The 16,564-nt window shown below is 74.3% G+C and carries 10 protein-coding genes and 1 pseudogene; 5 read left to right on the forward strand and 6 right to left on the reverse strand.

Annotated elements, in window-relative coordinates; translation table 11 throughout:
- Nucleotides 1-131 precede the first annotated feature (131 nt).
- A complete protein-coding gene (locus ACIPAE_RS13845; RefSeq protein ID WP_329370024.1) occupies nt 132-863 on the forward strand; it encodes a CDP-alcohol phosphatidyltransferase family protein in 732 nt (243 codons plus the stop codon).
- On the opposite strand, the gene ACIPAE_RS13850 is transcribed toward ACIPAE_RS13845, so the two are convergent.
- Nucleotides 835-1,341 carry an adenylyltransferase/cytidyltransferase family protein gene (locus ACIPAE_RS13850; RefSeq protein WP_329370026.1) on the reverse strand — a complete coding sequence of 169 codons (507 nt, stop codon included), beginning with the start codon at nt 1,339-1,341 and terminating at the stop codon, nt 835-837. The two genes, ACIPAE_RS13845 and ACIPAE_RS13850, sit on opposite strands and share 29 nt — an antisense overlap.
- Nucleotides 1,342-1,566: 225 nt before the next feature.
- On the opposite strand from ACIPAE_RS13850, the pseudogene ACIPAE_RS13855 reads away from it, so the two are divergent.
- The 3 genes and pseudogenes from ACIPAE_RS13855 to ACIPAE_RS13865 form a co-directional block, all read left to right on the forward strand.
- Nucleotides 1,567-2,760: pseudogene (locus ACIPAE_RS13855) on the forward strand (glycosyltransferase); the annotation flags it as partial.
- A gap of 763 nt (nt 2,761-3,523) precedes the next feature.
- Nucleotides 3,524-5,218, forward strand: a complete 1,695-nt coding sequence (locus tag ACIPAE_RS13860) for a lipopolysaccharide biosynthesis protein (protein ID WP_402445132.1) — start codon at nt 3,524-3,526, stop codon at nt 5,216-5,218.
- 311 nt (nt 5,219-5,529) lie between these two features.
- Complete coding sequence (locus ACIPAE_RS13865) at nt 5,530-6,804, forward strand: hypothetical protein (protein WP_402445484.1); 1,275 nt, start codon at nt 5,530-5,532, stop codon at nt 6,802-6,804.
- Nucleotides 6,805-6,820: 16 nt separating this feature from the next.
- On the opposite strand, the gene ACIPAE_RS13870 is transcribed toward ACIPAE_RS13865, so the two are convergent.
- A complete protein-coding gene (locus tag ACIPAE_RS13870; protein WP_402445134.1) occupies nt 6,821-9,007 on the reverse strand; it encodes an MMPL family transporter in 2,187 nt (728 codons plus the stop codon).
- A gap of 127 nt (nt 9,008-9,134) precedes the next feature.
- On the opposite strand from ACIPAE_RS13870, the gene ACIPAE_RS13875 reads away from it, so the two are divergent.
- The gene (locus ACIPAE_RS13875) at nt 9,135-9,725 is read left to right on the forward strand and encodes a TetR/AcrR family transcriptional regulator (RefSeq protein WP_366411045.1); all 591 of its coding nucleotides are present in this window, start codon (nt 9,135-9,137) and stop codon (nt 9,723-9,725) included.
- 18 nt (nt 9,726-9,743) lie between these two features.
- On the opposite strand, the gene ACIPAE_RS13880 is transcribed toward ACIPAE_RS13875, so the two are convergent.
- The 4 genes from ACIPAE_RS13880 to ACIPAE_RS13895 all read right to left on the reverse strand — a co-directional run bounded on the left by ACIPAE_RS13880 (nt 9,744) and on the right by ACIPAE_RS13895 (nt 16,564).
- A complete protein-coding gene (locus ACIPAE_RS13880; protein ID WP_402445137.1) occupies nt 9,744-11,237 on the reverse strand; it encodes a hypothetical protein in 1,494 nt (497 codons plus the stop codon).
- Between the two features lie 177 nt (nt 11,238-11,414).
- On the reverse strand, nt 11,415-11,897 hold the full coding sequence (locus tag ACIPAE_RS13885; protein WP_402445139.1) for a VOC family protein: 483 nt from the start codon (nt 11,895-11,897) through the stop codon (nt 11,415-11,417).
- Between the two features lie 151 nt (nt 11,898-12,048).
- Complete coding sequence (locus ACIPAE_RS13890; protein ID WP_402445140.1) at nt 12,049-15,327, reverse strand: glycosyltransferase; 3,279 nt, start codon at nt 15,325-15,327, stop codon at nt 12,049-12,051.
- A 94-nt stretch (nt 15,328-15,421) separates the two neighbouring features.
- On the reverse strand, nt 15,422-16,564 hold the full coding sequence (locus tag ACIPAE_RS13895) for an RNA polymerase sigma factor (protein ID WP_402445486.1): 1,143 nt from the start codon (nt 16,562-16,564) through the stop codon (nt 15,422-15,424).

Consider the following 16,564-nt stretch of genomic DNA (forward strand, 5'->3'; position numbering starts at 1 on the left):
GAAGGGGCTCGGGAGCGGCAGTGGCGCGGGTGGTGCGTCCGTTCCGCCGGCCGGCGCGGGAGTCGGGGGCTGAACGGGGCACGGGGCGGGGGCCGCTCCGGCAGGATGTGGGGGGAGCGAGGGGGGACCGTATGGGTGGGAGGCCGCTCGGATACGGCGAGGCGCTGCGCCGGCTGCGGGACGCGCAGAAGAGCGCGAAGGGCGTCTCGCTCTACTCGCGGTACGTGAACCGGCCGGTGGGGCGGGTGCTGGCGGCCGGGGCGTACCGGGCGGGGCTGAGCCCGAACCAGGTCACCCTGGTCAGTGCCGCGTGCAGCGCCTTCGGGGTGGCCGCGGTGGCGGTGGCGCGGCCGTCCTGGCCGCTCGCCGTGGCCGTGTACGCCGCCCTCGCCGTCGGCTTCGCCTTCGACTCCGCCGACGGCCAACTCGCCCGGCTGCTGGGCAAGGGCGGCCCGGCGGGGGAGTGGCTGGACCACGTGGTGGACTGCGCGAAGATCACCGCGCTGCACGCCGCCGTGCTGATCACCTTCTACCGGCACTTCCGACTGCCGGGCGACGGCTGGCTGCTGGTTCCCCTCGGCTTCCAACTCGCGGCCGTCCTGGTCTTCTTCGGCGGTCTGCTGACGGACAAGCTGAAACCGAAGGGGAGTTCGGGCCCGGCGGCCGCGCCGTCACGGCTGCGCGCGGTCGCGCTGCTGCCGGTCGACTACGGCGTGATGTGTGCGGTGTTCCTGCTGCTCGGCAGCGAACGGGCCTTCCGCTACGGCTATACCGCGCTGTTCGCGGTGCACGCGCTGTTCCTCGCGGCCTTCCTCACCAAGTGGTTCCGCGAGCTCACCGCGCTTCAGCGCCAGGCGGGTTGACCGGCGGCGCCCCGGCCGCCACCGCGCTCGCGCCGCTCCCGGCGCCGCCGGCCGGACCGGTGAGGAGGTCGAGGGCGCGGCGTAACTGGGTACTGGAGGTGTGCACCGTGTAGGGGAAGTAGACGATCTCCACGCCGACCGTCGCGAACCTCTCCTCCAGCCGCCGCCCCTTGTCGGTGCCGCGCCAGTCGTCGCCCTTGAACAGCACGTCGAAGCGCACCTGGCGCCAGGTCTCCAGCTTGTCCGGCACGGTCTCCACGAACGCGGCGTCCACGAACCGCACGCTGCGCACGATCTCCAGCCGCTCCACCAGCGGCACCACCGGGGTACGCCCCTTGGCGAGCCGGGCCATCTCGTCGGAGACCACCCCCGCCACCAGGTAGTCGCACTGGCTGCGCGCGTGCCGCAGGATGTTCAGATGGCCCACGTGGAAGAGGTCGTAGACCCCCGGCGCGTAGCCGACCCGGTGCAGCATCATTCGACCCCCAGCCGTACAACGCTCCCCAGCGCTGCCGAGTCTCAGACGATAGCCGGACGTATCGCGGTCAAAGGGGGATTCGCGGAATTCCGAACTTCAACGCTTGGCAAGCCCAGGTGTGGGGAGCGCGTGAACGACTAAGGTGTGCACTTGTCTGGATCGGGGGCACGTCCCGGGGGGAAGGAACACTTCGTGGGTTCGTCGGGTCTGCGCCGCCGGCTGCTGCTGGTCTCCACCAACTACGCGCCGGAGCACGCCGGGATAGGGCCGTACGCCACGCAGATCGCCGAGCACTGGGCGGCCGGCGGCGCGGAGGTGCACGTGCTCACCGGCATGCCGCACTACCCGGCGTGGAAGCTCGACCCCGCGTACGACGGGGTGCGGCGGGTCGAGGAGGACCGGGCCGGGGTACGGGTGCACCGGCGCGGACACGCGGTGCCCGCGCGGCAGACCGCGCTGCGCCGGGCCACGTTCGAGGTGAGCGTGCTGCGCGGCGGGCGCGACGAACCGGCCGGGATGGGGCGGCCCGACGTGGTGTTCGCGCAGATGCCGAGCCTGGCCGGCGGCGTGCTCGGGGCGCGGCTGGCCGAGCGCCACCAGGTGCCCTTCGTGCCGATCGTGCAGGACCTGATGGGCGCCGCGGCCGCGCAGAGCGGGATACGCGGCGGCGGGCCCGCCGCACTGGCCGCCGGGCTCGTCGAGAAGTACGCGCTGCGGCGGGCCGCGCTCGTCGGAGTGATCCACGAGTCGTTCACGGCGAAGGTGGCCGCGATGGGGGTGCCGCCCGAGCGGATACGGGTGGTGCCGAACTGGTCGCACGTACAGCGCCCTTCGCGGCCCCGCGCGGAGATGCGGGCCCGGCTGGGGTGGCGGCCCGGGCAGACCGTGCTGCTGCACTCCGGGAACATGGGGCTCAAGCAGGGCCTCGACGTCCTGGTCGAGACGGCGCGTTCGGCCCCCGAGACCCGGATCGTCCTGATGGGCGAGGGCAACCAGCGCGAGCACCTGCGCTCGCTCGCGGGCAGCCTGCCCAACCTGGACTTCCTCGCCCCGGCCACCGACGACGAGTTCCCCGAGGTGCTGGCCGCCGCCGACTTCCTCCTGGTCACGCAGCGGGCCTCGGTCCGCGACATGAGCCTGCCGTCCAAGCTCACCTCCTACTTCGCGGCCGGGCGCCCCGTGATCGCCTCGGTCTCCGCGGACAGCGGCACCGCCCAGGAGGTGCTGCGCTCCGGCGCCGGCGTCGTCGTCGCGCCCGAGTCCCCGCGGGAGTTGCTCGCCGCGGTCCAGGCGCTCACCCTTGACCCCACCCGCACCGCCGTCCTCGCCGCGGCCGGCCCGGTCTACGTCGACGCGCACCTCTCCCGCGATGCCGGGCTCGGCCGTATCGACGCGTTGCTCTCCGAGGCGCTGGCCGAACGCGCCCCCGCGGCAGCCGAGTCCGCCGCTCCCGCGCCGGGCCCGGTGCCTACTGCCGTGGCGGAGGCGGAAGTTGCCGAGCAGCCCGACGCGCCCGGAGTCCCGGCGGAGCCTGCGGTCGGGGCGGTCGGGGCCGGCCGGGGAGACGAGGCCGCCTCCGGGCAGCCGGTCGAGGCCGCGCCGGTCGCCGCTGACAGCGCAACGGATTCCGCCCCGCGTAAGGACGTTGGGGCCGGGAGCGGCGTTCAGGGGCGTACGGAGCCGGGTCCGGCGCCTGCCGTTCCGCCCGCGGTTCCGCCTGCTGTGGCGGAGCCGGACGGCCGGGTGGTGCCCGCGAGGCCCGCGCACGTGCCGGCGGTGCCCGACGAGGCCCCGGGCGCGGAAGGCACGCCGCCGTCGGCAGGGGCGGTCGTGCCGCCGCGGCCCGTGGCTCCGCCACCGCCGGCCGCGCCGCCTCGCCCTTCCGCCCCGCCGCGCCCCTCCGCTCCGCCCCAGGCCGGTGCGGAGCCGCCGGAGGAGGGGCCCGACCCGGAGCCGACCGGTACCGACGCCGGCCTGGCTGCGGACGTGGACGCGGACGCCGAGCCGGACCCGGACCCGGCAGCGGTCGGCGCCGACCCCGTCGCGGGATCGGGCGAGGCGGACTCCGACCCGGGCCCGGAGACGGAAACGGAAACGGGCGAGGCGAACCCCGAAGCCGTCGCCGGGAGCGAGGAGCCGGAGGTGCCCGCGGGGGCGCCCGCGGGGGAAGGCGGGGCCGGCCGTGAGCGGTGAACTGCGGGACGACGGCGAGGACGTGGACCTCGTCCGCGACCAGGTACGGCAGATCGTCCGGTACAAGGGCCTGATCGCGGCCGGCCTGGTGGTGGGCCTGGCCGGCGGCGCCTTCCTCGCCCTGGGCGGCGCGAACACGTACGCCGCGAGCAGTTCCGTGATGGTGCGGGCGGCGACCGCGGACCCGTTTGCCGCGGGCGCGACGCCCGACAAGGGCATCGACATCGGCACCGAGCGCCAGTCCGCGATGAGCACGACCGTCGCCGAGGCCGCCGCGAAGGCGGTGAAGCAGCCGGTCAAGAAGCTCCAGCACTGCCTCCAGGTGACGAACCCGCCCAACACGCTCGTCCTGCGCTTCACTTGCGCCGCCCCCGACGGCGAGGACGCGGCCGCGTGGGTCAACGCGTTCACCAAGTCCTACCTGAACGACCGGGAGTCGGCGACCAAGGCCACCATCAAGAAGATGGTGAAGGGCTACCAGGACCAGCTCGACCCGCTGGTCAAGCAGCGCAAGGACCTGCTCGACCAGATAGACGCCACCACCGACAGCCAGGTCATCGGCACCCTCGTGTCCGTGCAGACCAACCTGCTCAGCCGGATCACCGAACTCAACGGCGACATCAGCGGGTTACGGGCGCTCGACACCACCCCGGGCGTGGTGATCAAGCCCGGCGCGGTACCGGACGCGCCGACCGGCCCCGGGACGACGCTGATGCTGGGCCTCGGCGCCGCCGTCGGACTCGCGCTCGGCCTGCTCGCCGCGTGGCTGCGGCTGGTCTTCGACCCGCGACCGCGCTCCGCGGGCGAGGTCACCCGCGTGATGGACGCACCGGTGCTCGGCACCCTGCCCGGCGGGCGCGGCCGCCGCGGCCGACGCGGCCGGCAGGGCCGGCAGGGCCCGGCGGGCCCCCAACCGCTGCTCGCCGAGGGCCAGTCCACCGGCCGGCTCGCCGAGGAGTACCGGGCGATCGCGTTCCGGCTCAGCCACGACCGGCGGTTCGCCGCACGCCGCAGGCTGCTGGTGGTGGAGCCGCGCGGCAGCAGTGACACCGCGGCCGCGGTCGCCGTCAACCTCTCCGCGTCCTTCGCCGAGATGGGCAAGGAGGTGCTGCTCGTCGAGGCCGATCTGCGCACCCCGTCGCTGTCCGGGCGGCTGCGCTCGGCCGACCCCGGCCGCCCCGGCTGGGCCCGCACCCCGGGCCTGGCCGAAGGCGGTTGGCCCGCCGGGCTCCAACTGCCCGTGGACACCGGCGAGTACGGCTCCTTCGACCTCGTGCCCGGCCGCCGTGTACCCAACGTGGCCCGCGCCCTGACCTCCGGCCAGGCCGGCCGGCTCTTCGCCGAGGCCGACGACCCCGGCACCGTCGTGGTCGTCCTCGCCCCGCCCGTGCTGTCCTACGCCGACGCGCTCGCGCTCGCCGACCGGGTGGAGGGCGTGGTCGTGGTCTGCGACCCGGCCGAGGTGCGCCGCGAAGACCTGGCCCGGGTCAGGGAGTTGGTCGCGGGGGCCGGCGGCGCCGTACTCGGTGCGGTGCTGCACCGCGCCCCGGCCGCGCCCGGCCGCTCCCGGTTCCTGCCGCGCCGCCCGCGCTCGGGCCGCCGCGCCGCCGCGCCCGCCTCCGCCCGTGACGCCGCGCCCACCGAGCCCTTCCCCGCCGCCCCGGAGCGCCACCCGGTCCCTTGACCGGCCCCGCACCGCGGCCCGCCGCGGCCCCCGGGGCCGAACCCCCGCAGCGCGCTGACCCGTACGGCGCCTCCTACGGCAACGCGTCCGGCAGTCCGTACGACGCTCCCTACGACGACCTGTACGGCGATCCGCGCGAAGCCCCGTACGAAGGTCTCGCCGAGACCCCGGACCTGGTCGAAGTCCCGTACCGGCAAGCCCACTTGGCCGTCGATGCCGACTTCGGCACCGACGTCAGCACCGACAGCGGCACCGACAGCGACACGGACGCCGGCACGGACCCGGACGGGCCGCGCGGCAGGCGCCGCGGGTTGGCCGCCGTCGTCAGCTCCGTCGCCGACCAGGGCGTCGCCGCCTTCACCAACATCATCGTGCTGGTGGTCGCCGCCCGGCTCTCCACGGCGGCCGGCTTCGCGGTGTTCTCGATGGTCTACATGGTCTTCACGGTGCTGCTCGGCGTGAACGTCTCCTACGTCGGCCAGGCCCTCGTGCTGGAGCGCGGCTCGCGCCGGGTACGGGCCGCCTGCCGGTCCGCCGTGGCGTTCACCGCGACCGCGTCCGCCGTCCTCGGCTGGGGCATGGCCGCCGGGCTGCTCCTCGTCCCCGGCTCCACCGCGCGCGGGCTGGCCGTACTCGGCCTGGTGCTGCCGGTGGTGCTCACCCAGGACGGCATGCGGTACTGCTTCTCCGCGCTGCGGCTGCCGCACCTCGCGCTGGCCGCCGACACCGTACGGCTGCTGGTCGCGGTGCCCGCGCTGGCCGTGCAGCCGCACGGCGCGGGCGCGGTACGGCTGGTGGCCGTGTGGGGGGTGTCCGGGGTGCCCGCGCTGCTGGTGGGCGCCGCGCTGCTGCGGAGCCGGCTGCGGGCCGCGCCCGGCGAGGTACGGCCGCCGGTGGACATCAGGCCGTACGTCCGGCGCGGCCACCTCGGGCAGCGGTTCGTGGTCGAGTTCGGCGTCGGCAACGCCACCAGCCAGCTCGCCGTGGTCGGCCTCGGCCTGTTCGCGGCGCCGCTCGCGGTGGGCGCCCTGCGCGGCGCGACCACCCTGTTCGGGCCGATGAACGTGCTGTTCAACTCGGCCACCGCGTTCGGGCCGCCGCTGCTGAACCGCGTGCGCGGCACCACGCGCAAGGTGCGCGCCACCGCCGTGCTCGCCGTCGCGCTCGCCGCGGTCGCCACCGCGTGGACGGCCGTGCTCATGCTGCTGCCCGCCCACGCCGGCCGGGCGCTGCTCGGCGACACCTGGGCCGCGTCCTCCGGGCTGCTGCCCGCCTCCGGCAGCCAGTACGCGTGCATCGCGCTCGGCACCAGCGCCCTGCTGACCCTCCGCGTGCTGCGGCCGCGCGCGACCCTCCCCATCCAGGTGGTCTTCTCCCTCGCCTCGGTGCTCTTCATGCTCGGCGGCTACCGCCTCGACGGCGTGCTCGGCGCCGCCTGGGGCCTCGCCCTCGGCTCCGCGCTCAAGGCGATCGCGCTGTGGCTGCGCATCACCGCCGAGCGCCGCGGGCCCGGGAGGAGGGGCACTTCCGACCCCCTCCCGGGCGGGTCCGCGGCTCCGGAGGACCTGTCGGCCGGTTCTGCCTGAAGCCGGGCGGCTGCGGTCAGACGCCGGCGAGGTGCTGCTTGCTGTCGTCGAGTTTGTCGTCGAGCCGCTCGCCCTCGATGTCGGGGTCCGGCACGTAGCGGGCGAACCAGCGCGGGTGGTGCCAGGCCCTGGCGCCGAGGATCGCCATGGCGGCGGGGACCAGGGTGAGGCGGACCACGAAGGCGTCGACGAGGACTCCGACGGCGAAGCTGAAGCCGATCTCCTTGGTGGTCGGATCGGGAGCGAAGATGAACGCCACGAAGATCGACGCCATGATCAGCGCGGCCGCGCTGACCACGCGGGCGGACAGTCCGGTGCCCAGGACCGCCGCGCGGCGGGCGTCGTCGGTCCTGCTGAACTGCTCCTTGATCCGCGAGACGACGAAGACCTCGTAGTCGCTGGACAGCCCGAACATGATCGCCAGCAGGATGACGGGCAGGAAGCTGAGGGTCTGGGTCGGCTCGATGCCCAGCAGGCTCTTGCACCATCCCCACTGGAAGACGGCGACCTGGGCGCCGAACGCCGCGCCCGCCGAGAGCAGGAAGCCGAGGATGGACTTGATCGGCACGATGATGGTGCGGAAGGCGAACGTGAGCAGCACGAACGCCAGGGCGACGACGGTGACCAGGAAGGTCGGCAGGGCGTCGGCGAGTTTGGCGGACACGTCGATGTTGATGGCGGTGACACCGCCGACCAGGAGGTGGGCACCGGTGCCGGCCTCCAGGGTGGTGCGCCGGTCGCGGATGTGGTGGACGAGGTCGGTGGTGGCGGCGTCGTTGGGGCCGGTGGTCGGGATGACGTTGATCAGGGCCATGTCGTGCGTCGTGACGGCGACCGAGGACGAGGCGACGCCGGGTACCTTGCTGATCGCGGCACTGATCTGCTGGGCCTGGCCGGTGGTGGCCACGTCGTCGGCCACGACGGTCAGGGTGCCGTTGTAGCCGGGACCGAAGTGCTCGGTGGTCAGGTCGTAGGCGCGGCGGGAGGTGTCGCTGGTGGGCAGGGCGCTGCTGCCGGGCAGGCCGAGGTCCATGCTCGCCGCCGGGATGGCCAGCCCGCCCAGGGCTATGACGCCGATGGCCAGGACCGGGACGCGGCGGCGGACGACCCAGCGGGCCCAGCGGGTGCCGGCCAGCTTGTCGGGGTCGGTGGCGGCGGTGCGGGCGGCCGGCTGGGCGCGCCGCAGCAGCGGCAGGCGGCTGAAGCGGGCCGCTCCGCGCCTGCCGAGGATGCCGAAGACGGCGGGTACCAGGGTCAGGGCCACCAGCAGGGCCAGGGCGACGGTGGCGGCTGCGGCCAGGCCCATCGTGGTCAGGAAGGGGATGCCGACGACCGCGAGTCCGCACAGGGCGATGATGACGCTCAGCGCGGCGAAGACCACCGAGCTTCCCGCGGTGCCGGCCGCGCGGCCGGCGGCTTCCTCGGGGTCGCGGCCCTCCAGGAGGAAGGTGCGGTAGCGGGCCAGGATGAACACGGCGTAGTCGATGCCGCAGGACAGGCCGAGCATGGTGGCCACCGAGGTCGATGCGGCGGCGATGTCCGTGACCGCGGACAGCGCGGTGATCCCCATCATCGTGGTGACCAGTCCGAACACGGCGGTGACGATCGGCAGGCCGGCCGCGACCAGCGAGCCGAACGTCAGGCACAGGATGACCAGCGCGACTGCGATGCCGACGGCCTCGGAGCTGGCTCCGGCGGCGGCCTTGGGATAGACCGAGCCGCCGAACTCCACCTGCACTCCTGCGTCGCGGGCGGCTGAGACGGCCGGGTCCAGCTGGTCCAGGGTGCCGCTCTTCACCTCCGCGGCCTGCGCGTCGTAGGTGACGGTGCCCAGCGCGATCCGCTTGTCGGGTGAGACGGTCCTGGCCTGGAAGGGGTTGGAGGCGCTGGTGACCTGGCTGACCTTGCCGAGCGCGGTGACCGCCCGGTCGATCGCGGCCTGGTTCCCGGCGCTGGTGATGTTCCCGTCCTTGACCGCGAACACCACCTGCGTGGAGGCCCCGGAGGCGGCGGGCAGCTTCTCCTTGAGCAGGGTGAGGGTCTGCTGCGCCTCGGTACCGGGGATGGTGACCGTGTCCGTGGTCTTGCCGCCGCTCGCGCCGGCGATCACGATCGCCGCGACGACGACCGCCACCCACGCCGCCAGCGTCTTCCAGCGGTTGCGGAAGCACCAGCGTGCAAGGCGGTACAGGTAGGTGGACAAGGCGGGACTCCTTGCTCGTCTCAGGAAAGGGGGGCGCAGCGGTCGCGTCCCCCACCACCGCCTCGATTGCCACCATAGGCAAACTTATCTTGAGTGGCAAATATGCCGCCCCTGCTATAGTGCCGCCATGGCTGAAGCAGTGACGTCGCTCCGCGAACGGTCCAAGGCCAAGCGCCGGGCCGCCATCCAGCGGGCCGCGCTGCGCCTGTTCACCGAGCGCGGCTACGAGGGCGCCACCATCGCCGACATCGCCGAGGCGGCCGAAGTCGCTCCCCGGACCGTGCGGATGTACTTCCCCAACAAGATCGATATCGCGACGTCGGCCGCCGACGACATCGCCACGCACGTGACCGCGGTGTTCAAGGCGCACCCCGACCTGTCGTTCAGCGAGGCCATCGACCGGTGGATGCTCGCCGAAGCCGACACCACCGATCCGGAACTGGCGCAGCTGGTGGCCGCCATGTACGACGCCAACCCGACTCTGCAGGCCGTCTCCGGCACACACTCGGCCGCCGCCAGCCAATCCGGCGAACCCGCCCTCCTCGCGGAACTCGGCCTCGCCCCCGACGACCCCCTCCTCCCCGTCGTCACCGCCGCCATCAGCTCCGCCATCGGCGAGTACGTGACCACCGCCCTCAAGAACGGCGTCCCGCACGAGCCCCACCAGCGGTTCATGCGCTACCTGCGCAGGATGATCAGCGCCGCCCGGGACAGCTGACCTCACAGGGCAACGCGGCTAGCGCAGCGTTCGGCGGGGGTTCCTGGTGAACGTGGCGACCAGTGCCAGGCAGAGCAGGGCGATGCCGATGCGGCCCGCGGCCTGGAGGAGGGGGCCGCGCAGGAGGATGAAGGAGTAGCCCGCGGCCATCGGCACCACGACGGCCGCGAGCGTGCCCGGGCGGCTGCCCTCGGAGGTGCGGCGCGCGTAGCGGATGTCGATCCGCGAGCAGGCGTACCCGAGCAGAAGGAAACCGCCGGTCATGCCCAACGGGCCGAAGTCCAGCCATAGTTCGGCCCACAGCGGGGACGAGAGGTTGGTGTTGGTCATGCCCATCCAGCGGCCGACCAGCACCCCGGAGTCGAGCGGCTTGCCGTGCCACACCGAGCGCGGCACGAAGAAGAAGACGTCGGCGGCGAGTTGGCGCCCGTGCGTGTGCCCGGTGCCGGACTCCACGTAGGTGAGGGTGTTGGCGAACATGCCGACCTGGTCGTAGTCCTTGATGGTCAGCGGGTCGAGCACCGAGGTGGACTGCACCGGGTGGTAGCCGCCCGAGTCGTAGCGGAACCTGTCAAGGAACGGGAAGAGCAGCAGCGCCGCGACGACCCCGCCGACCAGCGCGGTGCGATAGACCGCGGGGCTGCGCGGGAACGCGGTGAACAGGATCGAGAAGACCACCGTCAGGAACCAGTAACGCGGGTTGGAGACGGGGTTGTTGACGATGACGTTGATGACGACCAGGCCGCCGAGCGCGACCAGCGCGGGCAGGTTGCGGCGGGCCCGGCGGGAGGTCGTCATCCAGCGGATCAGGATCAGCAGCGCCAGCAGCGCGGGCACCGTGCCGAACCCGCGGATGAACGCCGAGCCGACGTGGCTGTCACCGCCGGCCCCGGTCAACCCGCTGGCCTGTACGGTCTCGCTGATGTCCTGGCGGCTGGTGAAGAACACCGCGGGGCCGCCGAGTTCGACGATGCACAGCGCGCTGCCGGCGTACGCGAGGAGGATCAGCAGCCACAGCCGCTGCCGGGCCACCTGCGCCTGCGGGCGGGGCCGCCGTAACCGGTCGGGCGGCTGGAAGCGGGCCGCCAGCGCGCCCACGTCGTAGGCGACGCAGCCGACCAGGGTGAGCGAGATCGCCAGCACCGTGTCGGAACGCGTACCGACCACCGGGGTCGGCACCTGCCCGATCACCTCCTGGGCGAGCGGCGCCACCCCCATCGCCACGTAGCCGAACAGCCAGAACGCGCCCTGTACGAGGCGCCGCCGCCGGCTCAGCACCATCGCGCACAGCCGCCCGCCCGCGTAGCAGGTCAGCGCCAGTTGCAGCCAGAACCCGGTGTCGCGCAGGCCGGGGCCCGGTTGTGCCAGGACGTAGCCGGGCAGCAGCACGACGACGGAGATCACCAGGGGTACGGCCAGCGCCCGCGACAGCACGGCTCGCGACAGTACGACCCGTGGCGCGGCCCGCGGGTCCTGCGTGGCCCGCGCCTCCCGCGACACGTCGAGCGCCATGGCCCCCCTTCCCCTGCGCGAGTCTAGGCCGCGCGGGCGGGGGAGGGGGCGGGTACGCGAGGGTCGGCCCGGCACCGTTCAGGGCCCGGCACCGTTGAGGGACCCGCACCGTTCGGGGCCCCGCACCGTTCGCGGACCTGTCCCGTCCAAGTCCCGGCGCCGCGATCCCCGCCCGGGTCAGGAACCGTCGAACGCCGCCTGGAGCGCGGCGATGTCGAGCTTGCCCATCTTCATCATCGCCGCCATCGCGCGGTCGGCCTTCTCCCGGTCCTGGTCGCCGAGCAGCGCGCTCATGACGCTGGGCACGACCTGCCAGGACACCCCGAACCGGTCCTTGACCCAGCCGCACGGTCCCTCCTGGCCGCCGCCCTCGGTCAGCCGGGACCAGTAGTAGTCGACCTCGGCCTGGTCGGCGCAGGCGATCTGGAACGAGATCGCCTCGCTGAAGGTGAACTGCGGCCCGCCGTTGAGCCCCAGGAACTGCTGCCCGTTGAGCGTGAACTCCACGGTGATCACCGCGCCCGTCTCACCGGGCCCGGACTCCGTGTAGCGGGCGACCGAGCCGCGCGAGGAGTCCTTGAACACCGACAGGTAGAAGTCCGCCGCCTCTTCCGCCTGGCCGTCGAACCACAGACACGTGGTGAGCTTTCCGCTGGTCATCGCTTCCTCCGTGGTCGTACGCGGGTGGCGGGCAGCGGATGCCGCCGCGCCGTCGTCCCGCCGTCGCGTCCTTGCACCCCTTAGGACGGTCCGGCGCCCCGAAACTCATCGGCCGCGCGGAAGACGGCGCCGTGGTGCGCCGCCCGCCTCGTCAGCCCTTCCTGCCGCGGAGCCGGCGGACGAGCCCGCCCAGCGGGGTGCGGCCGCCGCTCGCCGGGCCGGCCGAGGGCGGCGCGCCGCGCCCCACGCGCAGGGACAGGTCCTCCCCGCCCTTGGTCCAGTACGGCTGTACGGTCCGCTCGCCACCCGCCGGGTGCGGCCGGGCCGCCGGGGGCGAGACCAGTTCCGGCGCCCGCCGCCCGCCGAGCCGGGCCGTCTTCGTCCAGCCGAGGGCGGCCAGCCGGACATGGAAGTCCCATGCCCCGTCGGCGAGCGGCCGTCCTGACACGACGCTCGCCGGGTCGAGGACGGCGGTGCCGGACACCGTCACGGTCTCGACGCCGACGTCCCCGCCGTCCCCACCGTTCGCACCGTTCCCGACGTCCCCACCGTCCCCGCCGGCTCCCGCGGAAACGCGTTCCACCGTGCAGTCGGTCTCCAGCGGATACCGTGCCCCGGTCTCCCGTTCCCGCAGCACCAGCGTCGCCCGCGCCCGCTCGGCGCAGGCCGCGCCCGTCAACTCCCGTTCCCCGAAAGCCTGGTGCAGCTCGGGCGACACCCCGGAGGGCGCCAACCGCTCCTGTCCCGGGACGAGTTCGACCGGCCGACCGTCGGCCGCCAGGGTCGCGGTGAACGTCACCGCCAGCGTGCCGTCCGCCCGCCAGGCGACGTCGAGCAGCGTCGGCAGGCAGGCCAACGACCTTTCCCAGCGGACGAGTTCGACCAGATCCTCGGTCCGCCCGGCGCGCACCAGCGCCAGCGTCAGCCGCTGGTGGGCCGGCAGCCCCTCGGCGGCCGTGGCGGACGCACTCTCCTCCAGGGTCCGCCTGATCTCGGCGAGCAGCGCCGCCCGCTCCGCCTCGTCCGCGTCGAGCAGCCGGGCGCCGCCGATCCGGTCCAGCACCTCCACCCGCAGCCAACGGCGGTGCAGCCGGTCGCGGGCCGCACCCGGCGCGGTGAGCGCGTCGGCCGCCGCCATCACCTCGCGCAGCCCCGCGTAGTACGCGGCCGGAGTGGTCGGCATGGCGGGCGTGGCGGGCGCCGCACCGGCCGGCTTCCGCGCGGGCGCGTAGGAGCAGCAGACGTACGACCCGAGGACGGCGGTGCGGCGGGCGCGCAGCAGCGCGGCCACGGTGAACGCCTGATCGTCGAAGGGCGCGGCGGAGGAGCCGAACCGCAGGCCGTGCCGGCGCACCATGGCGGTGTCGAAGAGCTTGTCCGTGGTGAGGCTGTCGCCCAGCGGGTCCCGGCTGAGCTTGGCGTCCGGCCGGTCGCGCGCGTACAGCTCCTGCGGGACCGGCCGCCCCTTCGCGCCCGCCAGCCGGCCCGCCACCACGTCGGCGTCGTGCTCCAGGCCGTACGCGTACAGGCGGCGCAGCGCCTCGGGGGCGAGCCGGTCGCCCGCGCGGAGGAAGAGCAGGTACGCGCCGCGGGCCTCGGCCGCCGCCGTGTCGCGCGGGTCCGCCCCGGTCCGTACGACGCGTACGCCCGCGGGCGGCGGTTCCGGGACGGCGTCGGTGGGGCGGGCCGCGACGAGGGTTTCGACGGCGCCCTCCGCCCAGTCCTGCGCGGCCACCGACGCGAGGCTCGCCGCCACCTGCCCGGCGTCGTCGCCCGCCCGCACGATGACGCTGACCCGGGGGCCGGCCGGCAGCGCGGGTTCGTGGCCCGGCTCCACCAGCAGCACGACCGCGGCAGCCGCACCGCCACCATCGGCGCCGCCGCCCCCGGGCGCCCCCGCCGCGCCCCGCGCACCGGATTCCTCGGGGGCGGCGCCGACGCGCAGCCCGCCCACCGCCGCGGTCGGCACGGCCGGCCCGCCGGCCGGCGCCGTCAGGTCCGTGGTGCGGTCCAGCCCCGGTCCCAGCACGCGGACCTGGACCTCCCAGGCCCCCGCGTCCGGCGGGCTGCCGCCGGCCGCGCGGCGCGGGTCCACTGTCGCCGTCGCCCGTATCACCGGGCGCAGCCGCTCCACCCCGTCGGCGCGCGGCGGCAGTTCCTGCCACACCACTTCCACGTCCCGCGGGAGCATCCACTTCACGGCGGTGCCCCGGTGGCGCAGCAGCACGTCCACGCGGAAGCGGGTGAGGTGGTCGGTGAGGTCCACCGGTTCCAGGCCCGGCTCCAGGCCCAGGCCCTCGGTCAGTCGTGGGTCGAGCAGGTACCTGCCGTCGCGCCGCTCCACCGTCAGCGCGGTGCCCTCGTCTCCGTAGCCGAACGACGCCTCGAACTCCAGGCGCAGCCGCTCGCGGTGGAAGGAGGCGCCGGTCAGTGTCGCGTCGGCGCGCAGGGTGTCGGCGCGGCGGGCCAGGGTGAGCAGATCGGCGGTGCGGGCGGCCCGCACCAGGTCGGCGCGTACGCGTTCCAGCCCGACGAGCCCGTCGTGGACCGCCGGCGTCAGGTAGTCGGCCGCGACCGAGCGCAGCGCCTCCACCAGCCGGTCGCGGTAGTCGCCGTCGGGGTAGGCGGGGAAGATCGGCTCGCTGAGGTACTTGACCATGTCGGCCCGCCAGAACCGGCGCAGCCACGTGTCGCGGACCGGGCCCGGCTCGGTCTCGGCGAGCAGTGCGTCGAAGATCTCGCGGAGGTTGCCGGCGTAGGAGTCCGGGTCGAGCCGGTCGGGTGTCGCGTGCCCGCCGTCCTCGCGTTCGAGGTAGTAGTAGCAGGGGTAGTCGCCGACGATCGACACGGACGCGGCGCGCAGCACCGCCGGCACCATGAACAGCAGGTCCTCGCCGACGTAGTGGCCCACCGGGAAGCGGATGCCCTGCTCGCGCAGGAAGGCCGTGCGGTACATCTTGTGCACGGTGAGGCTGTCGTGCAGCGGGGCGGTCCGGTAGGTCACCGACTCCCGGTTCCGGCTCATCAGCGCCTGCGGGGCCCCGCGCAGCCGGTGGGTGATGGTGACCTTGCCGATCACGATGTCCGAGCCGTTGCGGCGGCCCGCCGCGTACATCCGCTCCAGGGCTTCCGGGCCCAGGCTGTCGTCGTGGTCGACGAACTGGACGTACTCGCCGCGCGCCATGTCGACGGCCACGTTGCGCGGGTGTCCCGGCCAGCCGGTGTTCTCCAGCCGCACCACGCGGAAGAGCGGGTCGGCGGCGGCCAGTTCCTCCAGGCGGTCGGGGGTGGAGTCGGTCGAGCCGTCGTCGACGAACAGCACCTCGAAGTCGGCGCGTGCCATGGTCTGGCTCTTCAGTGCGGCGATGAGTGGTTCGATCAGTGCGCCCGTGTTGTAGGTGGGCACGATGACGGTGACCTGCAATGACACGCTGTTCTCCAGGAAATGGTGCAGAAACTCGTTATCGAATGACCGTCCTGTATGTGCGCTTCGGTCTCCTTTCGGCCGCGCCGGCCCGCCGGTATCAGTGGCCACCGGTGTTGAGGCGGGCGGCCTGGCGGGTGAGGTGGTTGCGTTCGGCGAGGGTGGGGGCCTTTCGGGCGGCTTCGGCGTAGAGGCGGGCCGCGGTGGAGCGGTCGCCGTCGCGTTCGTGCAGGTAGGCGGCGACGGCGGTGTGGCGGGGGAGGGAGTCGTCCAGGTCGGCGAGCGCGGCCAGGCCGGCCCGGGGGCCGTCGGCCTCGCCGACGGCGACGGCGCGGTTGAGCCGGACCACCGGGCTGTCGGTCAGCCGCACCAACTCGTCGTACCACTCGACGATCTGCACCCAGTCGGTCTCCTCCGCGACGGCCGCGTCGGCGTGCAGCGCCGCGATGGCGGCCTGGGCCTGGAACTCGCCCAGCCGGTCGCGGCCGAGGGCCGCCTGGAGGATCTGCACGCCCTCGGCGATCGCCCGGGTGTCCCACTTGCCGCGGTCCTGCTCGGCCAGCGGCACCAGGCTGCCGTCGGGCGTGGTCCGGGCCGCGCGGCGGGCGTGGTGCAGCAGCATGAGCGCGAGCAGCCCCGCCACTTCGGGGTGGTCGATCGCGGCCGAGAGCTGCCGGGTGAGCCGGATCGCCTCGGCGGCGAGGTCGACGTCGCCGGAGTAGCCCTCGTTGAAGACCAGGTAGAGGACCCGCAGCACCGTGGCCACGTCGCCGGGCCGGTCGAACCGTACGCCGGAGACGGTCCGCTTGGCCCGGCTGATCCGCTGCGCCATCGTCGGCTCCGGCACCAGGTACGCGGCGGCGATCTGCCGGGTGGTCAGCCCGCCGACGGCGCGCAGCGTGAGCGCCACCGCGGAGGACGGGGTCAGCGACGGGTGGGCGCACAGGAAGTACAGCCGGAGCGTGTCGTCCACCGCGGACGCGGGCCCGGGCGGCGGCTCCTCGTCGACGCGGTCCTCGCGCCGGCGCCGGGCGGAGTCCGCCCGGGTCGCGTCGAGGAACCGCCGCCAGGCCACCGTGACCAGCCAGCCCTTCGGGTCCCGCGGGGGATCGGCCGGCCAGACCCGGACCGCCTCGACCAGCGCGTCCTGGACGGCGTCCTCGGCCGCCGCGAAGTCCGCTCCGCGGCGGACGAGGATGCCGAGCACGCCCGGGGTGAGGCTCCGGAGCAGGGCCTCGTCCAT

This window comes from Streptomyces sp. NPDC087270 (assembly GCF_044744625.1).
Classification (GTDB): Bacteria; Actinomycetota; Actinomycetes; order Streptomycetales; family Streptomycetaceae; genus Actinacidiphila.